General features: G+C 55.9%; 11 protein-coding genes. 6 read left to right on the forward strand and 5 right to left on the reverse strand.

Annotation, left to right across the window (positions count from 1 at the left end):
* Window position 1: 1 nt before the first annotated feature.
* The 5 genes from GOV87_RS02170 to miaA form a co-directional block, all read right to left on the reverse strand.
* The gene (locus tag GOV87_RS02170) at window positions 2-2,089 is read right to left on the reverse strand and encodes an ABC transporter ATP-binding protein (protein WP_171210664.1); all 2,088 of its coding nucleotides are present in this window, start codon (window positions 2,087-2,089) and stop codon (window positions 2-4) included.
* Between the two features lie 94 nt (window positions 2,090-2,183).
* On the reverse strand, window positions 2,184-3,647 hold the full coding sequence (locus GOV87_RS02175; RefSeq protein ID WP_171210665.1) for an ABC transporter permease: 1,464 nt from the start codon (window positions 3,645-3,647) through the stop codon (window positions 2,184-2,186).
* A 13-nt stretch (window positions 3,648-3,660) separates the two neighbouring features.
* On the reverse strand, window positions 3,661-4,707 hold the full coding sequence (locus tag GOV87_RS02180) for an ABC transporter permease (RefSeq protein ID WP_171121212.1): 1,047 nt from the start codon (window positions 4,705-4,707) through the stop codon (window positions 3,661-3,663).
* Between the two features lie 122 nt (window positions 4,708-4,829).
* A complete protein-coding gene (locus GOV87_RS02185; RefSeq protein ID WP_171121213.1) occupies window positions 4,830-6,500 on the reverse strand; it encodes an ABC transporter substrate-binding protein in 1,671 nt (556 codons plus the stop codon).
* Window positions 6,501-6,827: 327 nt separating this feature from the next.
* Window positions 6,828-7,736: a tRNA (adenosine(37)-N6)-dimethylallyltransferase MiaA gene (gene miaA, locus GOV87_RS02190; RefSeq protein WP_371813450.1), complete on the reverse strand. Its 909-nt coding sequence runs from the start codon at window positions 7,734-7,736 to the stop codon at window positions 6,828-6,830.
* An 81-nt stretch (window positions 7,737-7,817) separates the two neighbouring features.
* Here miaA and pyrH point away from each other — a divergent pair, with 81 nt between their 5' ends.
* From pyrH to GOV87_RS02220, 6 genes are all read left to right on the forward strand, one after another.
* Window positions 7,818-8,570 (forward strand): UMP kinase, encoded by a 753-nt coding sequence (gene pyrH / locus GOV87_RS02195; protein WP_171121215.1) that lies wholly within the window; start codon window positions 7,818-7,820, stop codon window positions 8,568-8,570.
* Between the two features lie 240 nt (window positions 8,571-8,810).
* Entirely contained in the window at window positions 8,811-10,037 is a 1,227-nt protein-coding gene (locus GOV87_RS02200; RefSeq protein ID WP_171210666.1) for an aminotransferase class V-fold PLP-dependent enzyme, read from the forward strand.
* Window positions 10,038-10,082: 45 nt separating this feature from the next.
* Window positions 10,083-11,507 carry a deoxyribodipyrimidine photo-lyase gene (locus GOV87_RS02205; RefSeq protein WP_171210667.1) on the forward strand — a complete coding sequence of 475 codons (1,425 nt, stop codon included), beginning with the start codon at window positions 10,083-10,085 and terminating at the stop codon, window positions 11,505-11,507.
* Window positions 11,508-11,576: 69 nt separating this feature from the next.
* Window positions 11,577-12,785 carry a cyclopropane-fatty-acyl-phospholipid synthase family protein gene (locus GOV87_RS02210; protein ID WP_171121218.1) on the forward strand — a complete coding sequence of 403 codons (1,209 nt, stop codon included), beginning with the start codon at window positions 11,577-11,579 and terminating at the stop codon, window positions 12,783-12,785.
* A 16-nt stretch (window positions 12,786-12,801) separates the two neighbouring features.
* Window positions 12,802-13,242 (forward strand): TrgA family protein, encoded by a 441-nt coding sequence (locus tag GOV87_RS02215; protein ID WP_171121219.1) that lies wholly within the window; start codon window positions 12,802-12,804, stop codon window positions 13,240-13,242.
* A 28-nt stretch (window positions 13,243-13,270) separates the two neighbouring features.
* The gene (locus tag GOV87_RS02220) at window positions 13,271-14,386 is read left to right on the forward strand and encodes an NUDIX domain-containing protein (protein WP_171210668.1); all 1,116 of its coding nucleotides are present in this window, start codon (window positions 13,271-13,273) and stop codon (window positions 14,384-14,386) included.
* The last annotated feature ends 24 nt before the right edge of the window (window positions 14,387-14,410 follow it).

Here is a 14,410-nt window from a genome sequence, read left to right on the forward strand (position 1 = left end):
TTTATTCCGCCGCAATTTTGATGACGGGCTCCATCCGCGCCAAAATATCATCAGCCAAATGGCATTTTATCTGATGGCCGTCGGCAAGGGCTTTGACGGGCGGCACGTCATGCTCACACCGTCCGTCCGGCACCTCGGATTTCCAGCGGCAACGCGTCTGGAAAGGGCAGCCGGGTGGCGGGCTCATTGCGGACGGAATGTCGCCTTCAAGAACGATATGCTGTTTTTCGATCGACGTATCAGCAATTGGAACAGCACTCAGTAAGGCCTCGGTATATGGGTGATACGGAGGTGAGAACACCTGGTCCGTCGTCCCCAACTCGACCACATGACCCAGATACATCACCATCACTCGGTCACTCAGGTATCGCACAATAGACAGGTCATGGCTGATGAACAAAAGCGTGGTTTTGTGTTCTCGTTGAATCTCCATCAGCAGATCCGTGACCGCTGCCTGCACCGATACATCCAGCGCTGAGACCGGTTCGTCCGCAACCACGATCCGCGCGTCTCCGGCAAAGGCGCGGGCGATACCGACACGCTGCTTCTGCCCACCTGACAATTGCCGCGGCATTCGATCGGCAAAGGCGCGTGGAAGCTTCACCAGGTCCAAAAGCTCCAGCATCCGCTTTTTGCGTTCAGCCTCAGAGTTCCCAAGGCCGAAGATCTCCAGCGCCCGAATGATCTGACGGCCGACGGTCATGGATGGGTTCAGCGTGTCAAACGGGTTCTGGAATACCATTTGCACTTCACCCACGGTCTTGGCGTCGCGCTCCTCGATCGGCACAGCTTCGATGTTGCGGTTATCCAGCAAAATCTGACCATCGGTCGCTGTTTCCAGCCCCATCAGAACCTTGGCAAATGTGGATTTGCCACAGCCAGACTCACCCACGATGGCCAAGGTCTCAGACTCATGAGCCTCAAAACTCAGGGTTTCATTGGCCTTTACAACTTTCTTTTCACCGCCACCGAATAGGGCATTTGCGGCCACCTCATAGTATTTCTTGAGGTTGTCCATCTTCAGAACAGTACGGCCGATTTCCGCTTTTTCCTTCTGCTCAGACACAGTGATCGGTGCGTTCCAGTCGATTTCCTTGAATTTCAGGCACCGCGTATGGTGGCGGTCGTTGCCCGGCACCGCCTCCATCAGAATGTTCTGCGCGTCACACCGGCCTTCCTCGAAATAGTCACAACGCGGCCCGAAATTACACCCCGGCGGGCGTTCGTGCGGCAAAGGAAAGTTCCCCGGAATTGCCACCAGAGGCCGCGCGTTCTTGTCAGCCCCAGGCAGGGGGATCGAGCGGAACAGCGCCTGCGTGTAAGGGTGCTGCATTTCGTCGAACACGTCATGGATCGAACCACGCTCAACAGCCTCACCGGAATACATCACGCAAAGCCGGTCGCAGGTCTCTAGCACCAGCCCCAGATTGTGCGAGATGAACAGCATCGAAGTGCCGTATTTCTTGCCCAAGTCCTTGACCAGCTCGACCACGGCAGCCTCGACCGTCACATCCAGCGCCGTTGTCGGCTCGTCCAGTATCAAAAGCGCGGGCTTCGACATCAGCGCCATAGCGATCACAATCCGCTGCTGCTGCCCCCCCGACAACTGATGTGGGAATGAGTTCAGCATCCGCTCAGGGTCAGGCAGGCGTACATCTGTAACCACCTCCAGAGCGCGCGCATAGGCTTCTTCCGCACCGACGCCTTCATGGATCATCGGCACTTCCATTAACTGCTTGCCAATCTTCATAGCCGGGTTCAGCGATGCCATCGGCTCCTGATAGATCATCGCGATCTCATTGCCGCGAATATCGCGTAGCTCGTCCGACGTCATCTCGGCTAGATCGCGCCCTTTGAACTTGATGGTACCGCCGACAATGCGCCCGTTCTTGCCAAGGTCCTGCATGACCCCCAGCGCGACAGTGGACTTGCCACAGCCGGATTCACCGACCAGTCCGACAGCCTCCCCGGGCTGGACGCTGACCGAAAAATCCATAACGGCCGGAATTTCCCGCAAACGGGTAAAAAACGAAATCGACAGCTTGTCGATCTCAAGAATTGGCCCGTCATAATCCGCCAGTTTGTTCATCTTGCTTACTCCTCGCGAGAGTCAGGGGATCCCCTTCATCTGGCTAAAAATATCCTGTGGGTCCGGGGGCAAAGCCCCCGGCCTTCGATCACAATCAGTCCTTCAGACTTTCTTCGCGCAAACCATCCGCCAACAGGTTCAGTCCCAGAACCAAAGACAACAGGGCCAAGGCAGGCGGCAGGGCGGGGTGCAGATAGATCGACAACAGCTTACGCCCTTCGTTGATCGTTGATCCCCAATCCGGGCTTTCCGGCGGCAATCCCAGCCCAAAGAAACCCAATGTCCCCAAAAGGATGGTGGTATAACCAATCCGCAGACAGAAATCGACGATCAGCGGACCCCGCGCGTTGGGCAGGATTTCCCATAGCATGATATACCACGGCCCTTCACCGCGTGTCTGAGCCGCAGCGACATAGTCGCGGGTTTTGATGTCCATCGCCAAACCGCGCACGATACGGAACACGGTTGGTGAGTTTACAAAAACCACCGACACAAAGACGACTAAAATCCCTCCGGGCACATCAAAAAGGTCCAGATAGGTGGGCAGTCCCCAAATGCTGTAGTTGTCCGTGTTTACGATGTAGCCATTCGTTGAGATCAGCGACAGATACAGCCACAGCGCAACACCCAGAACACCAATCAATAGCGGTGTGCGGAACGTCGGCCTTGTGTAATAGCGCGAGTTCAGAAGCACACTAAGGAAGATGATCGGGAAGATGAACAGGATAGCGGCCATATAGTTCGGCACACCTGTTGCCACGATCTCGGGCGTCACAAGCAGGTAGAACAGCAGGATCACCGGGAAGGCCAGAATCAGGTTCGCCAGGAACGACAGCAGTGTGTCCAGACGACCACCGTAGTAACCGGCAGGCAGGCCCAGCGTGATCCCGACCATGAAGGCAAACATCGTTGCCAGCGGGGCAATCTGAACAACGATCCACGCCCCTTTGACCATACGGCTGAACACGTCCCGGGCAAGATTGTCGCCCCCTAGCAGATACCAGGCGTACTCCCCGTCTTCTATGCTGGGCAGAGGTGTCCCGGGTACTTTGTTTTTCATCCCCGAAACCTGCGAGAGCGGGTCGTGTGTCACGATCAGGTCAAGCGCGCCAAAGATGCCGGTAAACACCCAGAACATCACAAGCCCAAAGCCGATCATACCAATCGGGCTGTCAAACAGTTTGCCGTACAGACCCAGCTTACGTTTGAATGCAATCGACATGGCGTAGAGAAGGACCAGCGACAACCAGACAGGCAGGAATTGTTGGGCCATGGCCCCGATGATACCGGCGCTTGTTCCCATGAGGACGCCCAGAACGATATAGGCAACGCCCAGCCCGACGCTTGCCAGAAAGCTAAAGCGCAGCACGGTTTGAATGAGGTTTCTCACACCCGATCCAGACGTCAGCGTCCCATCTGGGTTCACGGTCATCTGGGGTTCCGGCAGGATGATGCTGGCCAGTATCCAGGCCAAGATCGAAATAACCATCAGCGCCAAGGCTATGGCCAGTAACGGGTTCAGGAAGGCGATAGAGCCGGTCCAGGTAAGTGGTTCCATGATCTATCCCTCCTTACGAAATGCGGATGCGCGGGTTGAGGTAGACATAGCCGATATCCGAGATCAGCTGCGTCACCAGCACCACAAAGACCGACACGACCGATATCGCCAGCAAGAGCTGGATGTCGTTATTCCCCGCCGCCTGCACCAGCGCCCAGCCAAAGCCCTTGTAGTTGAACAGGGTCTCGACGATTACCACGCCATTCAGCAGCCATGGGAACTGCAGCATGATGACGGTGAACGGCGCGATAAGCGCGTTACGCAGTGCGTGTTTCATAACGATGTTCGGGAACGAGACACCTTTCAGGCGCGCGGTTCGGATGTATTGCGCCGTCATCACCTCGGTCATCGAGGCGCGGGTCATGCGGGCAATGTAACCCATCCCGTATAGGGCAATGGTCAACACCGGCAGGAAAAAGTTCTCGAACGTTGGATTTTCCATCGCTTGCGTGGCGGTCCCTTTGAACCATTTCAGCCCGACGGCAGACGAGGTGAAGATCGCGATGAAGATAACACCAGACACATATTCCGGCGTTGCCGTGGTGGTGATCGCAAAGGTAGAAAGGGTCCGGTCGGTGGCTGACCCTTCTTTCATGCCCGCCAGAATTCCAAGGATCAAAGCGGATGGAACCATCAACAGCATGACCCAGAACATCAGACGTCCCGTAAGCGCAAGCCGGTTACCAACAACAGTTGAGACTTCTTCCTTGAAGACCGTCGAATATCCCCAATACCCCTGCAAAATCCCGCAGAAATTCGGAGATTCTTCGGCTGTTTTGCCGGGCAGGATACATCTGCCTTGCACCGTGCCGTCTTCATTCGTGTGTCTGTAAGAAGGCAAAACACCCAGCCATTCGCCGTACTTTATGGGCGTTGGCTGAAGGTATCCGCCTTTTTCCAGAAAGCTTTCGACTTGCTCGTCCGACATCCTGAAATTGCCCTGCGTTTTCGCAAGCTTTTCAAGGTTCGGGTAGAGGTTGGTCAGAAAGAAGACCAGGAAGGTAAGGCACAGTGCGGTCAACAGCATAATGCCGACGCGCCTTAGTATGAAAAGTCCCATGGTAGCCCCTGTTGGTAGGCTAGCGTGTCGGTGGTTTTACCGCACGCATCGCTGTTTTTCTGGTCGCCGTGGTCAGGACGAAAAGGCCGCCCCCGGTAGGCGCGGCCTTGTGTTTTTTTGGCTTAGGAAACGATGCCGAACTTATACAGCTGCGGCAGATCCGCGATGTGCTTTTCGACGCCCACCATGTTGTCACGGTGGTGGCGCATTGCGGTCCTCCAGTATGGCTGGATGACGACGCCTTCGTCGATCATGATCGCTTGCAGCTTGGCCATCACTTCGCGGCGCTGGTCGACATCCGCGATCGAGTTTGCCTCGGCCAGCAGCGTATCGAACTCGTCATTGGCAAAGCCGGACTCGTTCCAGGCCACCCCGGACTTGTAAGCCAAAGCCAGAACCTGCGTGCCGAGTGGACGGTGGTTCCAGTTGGTCGACGAGTAGGGGTACTTGGTCCAGTCGTTCCAGAAGGTCGAGCCGGGCAGGATCGTATGCTTGGCTTTGATGCCCGCGTCGTTAAGCTGCGCGACGACGGCCGCTGTGGTGTTGCGACGCCAGTCATCGTCAATGGACTGAACTTCATGCTCAAAGTCGCCCATGCCCGCTTCGTCCATCAGGGCTTTCGCCGCTGCAGGATCATACGGGATGCGGGTTACAGCCGAGTCGTGCTCGGGGTGCATCGGGCCAACGTGGCAGTTGTCGGCGGGAATGCCGTAACCTGACATCCCAAGTTCCAGACAGACTTCGTTATCGACCGCCATGGCCAGAGCCTGACGGACACGCTTGTCGCCATAGATCTTGTTGCCGTTCTCATCCTCGGCCAACTGGTTGGGGCGAATGACGATGGTAAAGCCCGACGGGATTTCCGAACGCACAAGACCGATGCTGTCAAAGATATCGACAAACTCGCCGACCGACTCCCAGTTCATGTCGATCTCTTCGGCCTCATAAGCAGCCAGGAATGCCGCAGGGTCGGTGCCGTAGTCGATGAACTCGATCCGGTCGATGTAGCCGCCTTTGCCGGCCTCATAGCCCCACCATTCGAATTCTTCGTTGCGTACAAGAACACCTTTGACGCCAACTTCGTGGCTTTCTGGGATCATGAAGCCCGTGCCGACAGGGTTGGCCAGCATGTTATTTGCGTCAAAGCTGCTGTGCACGATAGCCGCCGGATAGTCGGCCATGCCCGGAATGATCGTGATGTCCGGGGCGCTGCATTTCAGCTTAACGGTATGAGTGTCGACAACAGTGATGGCCCCGTCTGCGGCTTTCTGGGTGCTCTCATCTACAAGCGATGCCATGCGTGACGCCATCGAGTTACCCTCGAGCCCTGCATCACACCAGCCTTCGATGTTGCGCGCAACGTCTTCGGCGGTGAAGTCGTCACCGTTATTCCACTTGACACCCTTGCGGACATTCAGGGTGTATTCGGTTGCGTCATCGTTTGCTTCCCAGCTTTCCAGCAGCATGGGCTTGAACGAGCCGTCATTGTTGTATTCGACCAGATATTCCAGCCAGCCTGCGGTAAAGGTGGCAATCTGGGTCCAGTCATAGGTGCGCGGGTCTTTCAGGGCGCGCACTTCCATCTGATAGCGAATGGTGCCGCCACGCTGGGGTTCTTGGGCTGCCGCAGGTGACTGCAGGCCGATCATGCCATAAGCGGCTGGAACGGCGACACCCAATGCAGTTGCGCGCGCCATGAATTCGCGCCGACTAAGTTTACCGTCCCGATACTCTTGCGCATGCATTTCTGCCGCCCAGTGCATCGGTGCTCCGGTGATTGTTTGGTTTTCCATTTATGTCTCTCCCTGTGACATAGTATTTTTATTGATAGAGTTTCGAACAGCTCAGACCCGAACACGTCGGGCAGCAGGTTCTCGGGTTCTTGTTTTTCGGAATTTGAACACCCCCATGGGGACATTCGGCACCAGAATTTAAATCAGGTCAATGTTCGAAATCGTCATTCGAGGTACAAAAGCGACATCGGTGGCCAGAGTTTGTAAGCAACAATGTCCGGTTAACGTGCGCCGTTGTACCTCTTTGGCTGCGTCAGCAGCGGAGATTCGGGGAAATTTGAGGGGCCGTTGGAAACGCAGATCTTGGAGTTCAGCCTGCATAAGGTATCACTTTGAGAAATCTACCCGATTCCAGTTTTTCATTCTTGCGCGAAACCACGTCCGCTGCCGCTTGGCAAACTGCCGGGTCGAGATAGTTGCGCGCTTACGGGCATCCTGCAACGACATATGACCTTCAAGGTAGGCCATAAGCTCGGGTACGCCGATGGCTTTACAGGCTGGAAGCGTGGGATCGTACTTGTCGCGCATCGCTTCCACTTCCTCAAGCGCGCCAGTGTCCAGCATCATGTCAAAACGCCGCGTTATCCTGTCCAGAAGCCATTGTTTGTCCACGTCAAAGACGATGGGTACGGTGTCGTGTAGCCGTAGTATCGGGGGCGGGGTGTCGGCCTGCCAGTCGCGCAGGCTTCGGCCTGTGGACCGCTGCACTTCCCAGGCACGTTGAACACGGGCACGGTTTTGCGTGTCGATGCCCGCCAAAGTTTCTGCGTCGACACCATCCATAAGAGTGGACAAGTCCAGCCTGTCCGCCTCGGCCCGCACATCGGCGGGCGTGGCTGGAATATCTGCCATACCTTCGGTGAGGGCCGAGAAATACAACCCGGTCCCACCTACGACGATCGGGCGTTGACCGCCCGCCAATATCGGTTTGACGTCACGCAGCCAGTGACCCGTTGAATAGTCCTGATCGAATGCGACATGGCCGTATAACACGTGCGGTGCGCGCGCCTCCTCTTCGACTGAGGGACGGGCCGAGATAACGCGCCAGCAGTCATATACCTGACTGGCATCCGCATTGACGATGACGCCGCCGAACTGTTCGGCGATCTCTAACGCAAGGGCGGATTTTCCAGACGCCGTCGGGCCTGCGATCAGTACCGGAACACCATCCGGAATCTTGGGCAGGCGACCCAGGGTCTGCAGAGTTTTGCCATTGGTCATCCCGGCACGCCTCATTCCTTACCATCCGCATTGAACCTGCCGAGGTTTTGCTTCATTTTGCGCCGGAATTAAACCCGTGCCAGCCCGGAGCGCAACATGAGCCATTCCCCGACAACCAACACAGTTGAACCCCCGAAAACAAAGTACAAGCGCGTGATGCTGAAAATATCCGGCGAGGCACTGATGGGGGATCAAGGCTTTGGCCTGCATCCACCGACCGTTCAGCGTATCGCGCAAGAGGTGAAATCGGTTCACGATCTAGGCGTCGAAATCTGCATGGTCATTGGCGGCGGCAACATTTTCCGCGGCCTAAGCGGTTCGGCACAGGGGATGGAACGCACTACCGCTGATTATATGGGAATGCTAGCGACCGTGATGAACGCGCTTGGGATGCAGTCCGCCTTGGAAGAAGTCGGCGTATTTACCCGCGTTATCTCGGCCATTCGGATGGATGAGGTCTGTGAGCCCTACATCCGCCGCCGCGCCGTGCGTCACCTTGAGAAAAAGCGGGTTTGTATTTTTGCGGCCGGAACCGGAAACCCTTATTTCACCACCGACACCGCCGCGACGCTACGCGCCAACGAAATGGCGTGCGAGGCGATCTTCATGGGCAAAAACGGTGTCGATGGCGTGTATGACAAAGACCCCAAAGAACACTCAGATGCCGTGCGCTATGACACGGTGACCTATGACGATGTACTGGCCAAGCGACTGCGGGTTATGGATGCATCGGCCATCGCGCTTGCACGGGATAACAACTTGCCGCTGATCGTTTTTGGTTTGGATGAGCCGGGCGGCTTTCGCGGTATTCTTGCGGGCGAGGGGACCTACACCAAGGTTCAGGGCTAATTTATCCAATTCACGTTGCAAAGCCGGGTCTAAACGCCCGGCTTTTTTTGTCGTGAAGGAGGGCCCGCTTGACGATTAACGGTGTTCTGGGCAATTTGGCCCCGTCCTTGTGATCCGCAAGGGCTGCCGGTGTTTCCAAAGCACAGGCTGGGCTGGAAGACCTGCCATGATTTTCGAGGGGACCGAAATCATGCGCGGGCTCCTCATGGATTTAAGTGCATGATCAAGGAGGCCCGTGCCATGAGCACTCTGGATATCAACTTTGTTCGGTCACAGTTTCCGGCGTTTTCCGAACCTGGCCTGCAGGGGCAGGCGTTTTTTGAGAATGCAGGCGGTTCTTACACCTGCAAACCGGTTCTCGACAGGCTGAGCCGATATTATACCCAACGCAAGGTTCAACCTTATGGTCCCTATGAAGCCAGCCGATTGGCGGGGGAAGAAATGGACGAGGCCCGAAGCCGGATGGCGACCATACTGGGCGTTGAAACTGATGAACTCAGTTTTGGCCCGTCGACCACTCAAAACACCTATGTTCTGGCACAGGCATTTCGCCAGTGGATGAAGCCGGGCGACGCCATTGTCGTGACCAATCAGGATCACGAGGCGAATTCAGGTCCTTGGCGGCGGCTTGCGGATGAAGGCATTGAGGTCCGCGAATGGCAGATCGACCCCGAGACCGGGTCGCTGAACCCGCACGATCTTGAACACTTGCTGGATGAAAAGGTGCGTCTGGTTTGTTTCCCCCACTGTTCGAACGTGATCGGTGAGATCAACCCTGTCACCGAAATCACGGCCATCGCACATGCGGCGGGCGCTTTTGTTTGCGTCGACGGTGTTTCATACGCGCCGCACGGGTTTCCGAATGTCGGAGACCTTGGGCCGGATATTTACCTGTTTTCCGCCTACAAAACCTATGGACCGCATCAGGGCTGCATGGTGATCCGGAAATCTCTCGGAGAACTGCTGCCCAATCAGGCGCATTATTTCAACGCGGATGTGCTGTATAAACGATTTACACCCGCTGGCCCCGACCATGCGCAAATCGCGGCGAGCGCAGGTATGGCGGATTATGTCGACCTTCTGTGTGACCATCACAACGGGCCGGATGGCGACGCCACTGAACGCGGTGCCTTTGTACATGACCTTATGCGCGGGCAGGAAGTGGCCTTGCTTCAGCCGGTTCTGGACGCAGTCAAGGATCGGAATGCCGTTCGGCTGATCGGAACCTCCGATGCCACTCGGCGCGCGCCGACGGTGGCACTGGCTCTTACGCGCAACGCAGAGTCGGTGGCGGCTGATCTCGTGAAATACGGTATCATGGCAGGCGGGGGCGACTTCTATGCAGTGCGGCCATTGAAGGCGATGGGGGTTGATCTAACCCAAGGCGTGCTGCGCGTCAGCTTTACGCACTACACCTCTCAACAGGAAATTGATCAATTATTGAATGCACTTGACGCTGTTTTGTGATCCACTTTCAGCCCTGTTTCGTAGATCGAAGAAAACAGGGCAAAAATGGAAAACGAGCGGCCACCGATTATTGTTTGGTTCCGACGGGATTTGCGCCTGTCGGACCATCCCGCGCTGACGGCTGCGGTCGCCTCGGGACGGCCCGTTATTCCCTTATTTATTCTGGACGACCAAGCCGAAGCACTCGGGGCTGCACCCAAATGGCGTTTGGGATTGGGCGTAGATACGCTGGCGCGAGCGCTGAACAATTTGGGCAGTCGTTTGGTTCTGCGTCGCGGGCGCGCTCTTGCGGTTCTGCAAGATATTATCGCGCAGACAAGGGCAACAGCCGTACACTGGACGAGGGCATATGATCCCGATGCAATTACTCGGGACTCGGATGTAAAGTCGCGATTGTCAGAGCAGGGCATCGAGGCAAAGTCTTTCACCGGTCATCTGCTGTTCGAGCCTTGGACCGTTGCGACCAAAGCGGGTCAGCCGTTCCGCGTTTTCACACCAATGTGGCGGGCAGTACGGGTTCGGGACGTCGCGCCGCCTGAACCTGCGCCTGCAACGTTGCGGGGTCCGCAGAGTTGGCCGGATTCAGACGATCTGTCAGAGTGGAATTTGGCCCAAGGTATGAACCGTGGGGCGACAATCGTGGCCCCTTATGTGCAGGCAGGCGAAGCCGCAGCGTTCGAAGCGCTTCAAGGCTTTCTGGACCGGATTGCGCATTATTCTGAAAACAGGGATCGGCTGGATCGTGATGCAACGTCCAATCTGTCTGAATATCTGTCTTTGGGGGAAATAAGCCCGCGCTCCGTTTGGCACGCCGTTCAAAACGCGGCGATGACTGGAGTGTCAGGGACCGATGCCTTCTTGCGCCAGCTTGTGTGGAGAGAGTTCGCTTACCACCTGATGTTCCATACGCCACACCTGTTGGCAGAGAATTGGAAACCAGAGTGGGAGATGTTTCCGTGGAATACGGACGCCACTCGCCCCGAGGTGATTGCCTGGCAAACGGCCAGAACCGGAATTCCGGTTATAGATGCCGCGATGCGCCAGATGTACGTCACGGGCCGGATGCATAACCGGGCACGGATGATAACATCCAGTTACCTGACCAAGCATTTGATGACGCATTGGAAAATTGGGATGCAGTGGTTTGCTGACTGTCTGATCGACTGGGACTCAGCCTGTAACGCGATGGGCTGGCAGTGGGTTGCAGGCTCGGGGCCTGATGCCTCTCCGTTTTTCCGTATCTTTAACCCTCTGACTCAGCAGGAAAAATTCGATCCGAGCGGGGAGTATGTGCGCCGTTGGATTGCCGAAGGGCAGTCAACGCCACCCGCGACGGCGTGTGCGTATTTTGACGCCGTTCCACGTTCTTGGGGCATCTCTGAGACCGATTTGTATCCCAACCCGATTGTTGAATTGCCTGCCGGTCGCGCACGTGCACTTGCGGCTTATGAAGGCCTAAAAAACCACTAAGGAACTGAAAACTTGCCAGAAACACAAACTCGTCCTAGCCTGAAACAACAACCGCATAGGGGAAAGCGGATGATCCATACGACAACAGAAGGGCAAAAGGGCCTGCCGAGGTATTTCGCGCAAGTTCTGAAAATGCTGAACAAGATGGAATCCGGGCGGCTTGATATCGCTCTGCCGGATGGCCGCATTTTTCGAACCGAGGGCGCCAAGCCCGGACCTGTCGCACGGGTGGACATTCACAACCCCGACGTTTTCGCGCGACTGATCCGCGAAGGAGAGCTGGGTTTTTCCGACGCCTATCTGGAAGGAGACTGGAGCACCCCAGACCTGCGGTCCTTCATGGATCTTGTGCATTTGGGCACTGAAACGGTCTATGACGACTTTACCGGCAAGTTCCTTGTTCAGACCTATGAACGTTTACGGTTCTGGTTGCATGGCAATAGCCGGAAACAGGCAAAGAAGAACATCTCGTACCACTATGATTTGGGCAATGATTTCTATGCCTTATGGCTGGATGATACGATGACCTATTCCAGCGCCTTGTTTGAGACGGGGCAGGAAAGTCTCGAAAACGCGCAGACGGCGAAATACGCCAGTCTAGTTGATGAAATGGGCGCAAAGCCGGGTGATCATATTCTTGAAATTGGCTGCGGCTGGGGCGGATTCGCGGAATACGCTGCGAAAGAGCGTGGCTTGCGGGTCACAGGGCTGACGATTAGCCAAGAGCAGTTGAAGTTTGCCAGGCAAAGAATTGAAAAAGCAGGGCTTTCTGATTTGGTCGAGTTCAAACTTCAGGACTATCGCGACGAGCGGGGCCAATACGATGGCATCGCGTCGATTGAAATGTTCGAAGCGGTTGGGCAGAAATATTGGCCAGCATATTTCGAAACTGTGAGAGAGCGCCTTAAACCAGGCGCGCAGGCGACATTGCAGATCATTACCGTGGCTGATCATCGGTGGGACGTCTACCGAAATGGTGTTGATTTCATTCAGAAATATATCTTTCCGGGTGGAATGCTTCCGGCACCTTCGGTGTTGAAAGAGCAGGTCACGCAAGCCGGGCTGAACGTCGTGACATCAAAGGAATTTGGCAAAAGCTATGATCTGACCCTGCGACGCTGGTACGAGACATTCAACGACAAATGGGATGTCATTTCAGAAATGGGATTTGATGAGCGTTTTCGCCGCATGTGGAATTATTATTTGACCGCCTGCGGCGCAGCCTTTGACACCGGCAATTGCGATGTGACACAGATTACCGTAGCAAAACCAGCATAGTTAACGGATCTGCCCAATGCCCAGTGCCTCACGTCTTATTGCCGCCATCTGTCTATTGGTGGTGGCATTTCTCGTGTCGAGCATGATCATCGAGAATGGGGAAGAGGGTAAAGATTACGGCGCTTTCACCTTTGTTAACATGGTTTTGGGCGTTGTTTGTGGCTGGACCGTCATGGGTAAGCGCGCGGGCAAAGGATGGACTGCGGCGATCAATAACGGCATGACGGGAATTGCCACTTTGGTTTTCTGGGGGCTGTTCCTTCAAGGCTGTTACGAAATGTTCAGTCTGGCGATGCGCCACAGATACAATGGCCCATTCGAAGCCCTGTTGGCGATTTTCCAGATCGGTATTGAGTATGGTCAATTGCTTCTGACGTCCGAAATCCTGCTGACCTTGGCAATCGGTGGGGTGGTGGCAGGCCTTGCCACAGAAGAGGCCAGCCGCCGCTGGCGATAAATTCCTGTCTGCAAACGAGACTTCTTCTTTGTCTAATCTCTTTTTCTATGGAACGCTCAGATACCTGCCATTGTTGGAATTGGTATTGGGTCGTCCATTGTCACGTCTTGAGGTAAAGCAGGCTGCTTTACCGGGGCACGCAGTGTACAGCGTAGAAGGGCAGCCATTTCCGATGATCGTCAAAGAAAAATCCGGCCAAGCAGACGGTCTGCTGGTGCAAGGGCTGGGTCCAGAAGACCTGCGGCGTCTGGTGTTTTATGAAGGCGGGTTCGATTATGACCTCAGCCCGCGAACGATTCACCTGGAAGACGGTTCGCAAACGCAGGCAAGCGTCTTTTTCCCCGAACCCGATCTATGGTTTCCCGGCGACCGCTGGTCCTTGCAAGCTTGGATCGATCAGTGGGGGGAGTTGTCGATCGCCGCAGCTCAGGAGGTTATGAGCTTTTACGGTCGGATGGATGCCAAAGCGGTCGCACGCTGCTTTCCGTCGATCCGAACCCGGGCGTGGGCGCGAATGGCCGCGCGGCGTCGACAGACCGGTGATCTGCGCGATGTTGGGTCAGATGTCGTTCTGCATCAGCATGAACGGGCGTACCTAAGCTATTTCGGCATGGACGAGATTCGAGTGCAGCACCGCCAGCATGACGGAACCATGGGGCCGGTCCTGAATCGCAGCGCCTTGATGCAGGGCAGCGCTGTCGTGGTGTTGCCCTATGATCCTGCAAGGGACACGGTCCTGCTGGTGGAGCAGTTCCGAGCCCCGGTTTACTTGATTGACGATCCCGAACCCTGGATGTGGGAGCCGGTGGCAGGAATGATTGACCCCGGAGAATCCCCCGCGCAGGCGGCGCAGCGAGAAGTGCTTGAAGAGGCGCGAGTAGACCTGAGCAGCTTGGAATATGTAGGGGGTGCTTATTCCTCAAGCGGGTCGTCGACCGAGTACATTCACCTTTATGTCGGACTGGCCGATCTGACCAAGACAGTTGAAAACGGTGGGGTCGCTTCGGAAGGCGAGGATATTCGCACTCAAATTCTGCCATTTGCCGAGTTCATGGACCGTGTGGACAACAATGGGTTCAAGGACTTACCCCTGTTGATGTTGGCCAATTGGCTGGCGCGTCACAAGAACCGTTTGCGGGCATAGTTATCGCGGCTTGTGGTTGTCGCG

Source organism: Ruegeria sp. HKCCA5426, from assembly GCF_013034585.1.
In the GTDB taxonomy this organism is placed as follows: domain Bacteria; phylum Pseudomonadota; class Alphaproteobacteria; order Rhodobacterales; family Rhodobacteraceae; genus Ruegeria.

Excerpts from the sequence above, each read along its gene's own strand:
- GOV87_RS02170 (WP_171210664.1), bottom strand. The coding sequence starts at position 2,089 with ATGAACAAACTGGCGGATTATGACGGGCCAATTCTTGAGATCGACAAG.
- GOV87_RS02175 (WP_171210665.1), bottom strand. The coding sequence starts at position 3,647 with ATGGAACCACTTACCTGGACCGGCTCTATCGCCTTCCTGAACCCGTTA.
- GOV87_RS02180 (WP_171121212.1), bottom strand. The coding sequence starts at position 4,707 with ATGGGACTTTTCATACTAAGGCGCGTCGGCATTATGCTGTTGACCGCA.
- GOV87_RS02185 (WP_171121213.1), bottom strand. The coding sequence starts at position 6,500 with ATGGAAAACCAAACAATCACCGGAGCACCGATGCACTGGGCGGCAGAA.
- miaA (WP_371813450.1), bottom strand. The coding sequence starts at position 7,736 with ATGAGGCGTGCCGGGATGACCAATGGCAAAACTCTGCAGACCCTGGGT.
- pyrH (WP_171121215.1), top strand. The coding sequence starts at position 7,818 with ATGAGCCATTCCCCGACAACCAACACAGTTGAACCCCCGAAAACAAAG.
- GOV87_RS02200 (WP_171210666.1), top strand. The coding sequence starts at position 8,811 with ATGAGCACTCTGGATATCAACTTTGTTCGGTCACAGTTTCCGGCGTTT.
- GOV87_RS02205 (WP_171210667.1), top strand. The coding sequence starts at position 10,083 with ATGGAAAACGAGCGGCCACCGATTATTGTTTGGTTCCGACGGGATTTG.
- GOV87_RS02210 (WP_171121218.1), top strand. The coding sequence starts at position 11,577 with ATGATCCATACGACAACAGAAGGGCAAAAGGGCCTGCCGAGGTATTTC.
- GOV87_RS02215 (WP_171121219.1), top strand. The coding sequence starts at position 12,802 with ATGCCCAGTGCCTCACGTCTTATTGCCGCCATCTGTCTATTGGTGGTG.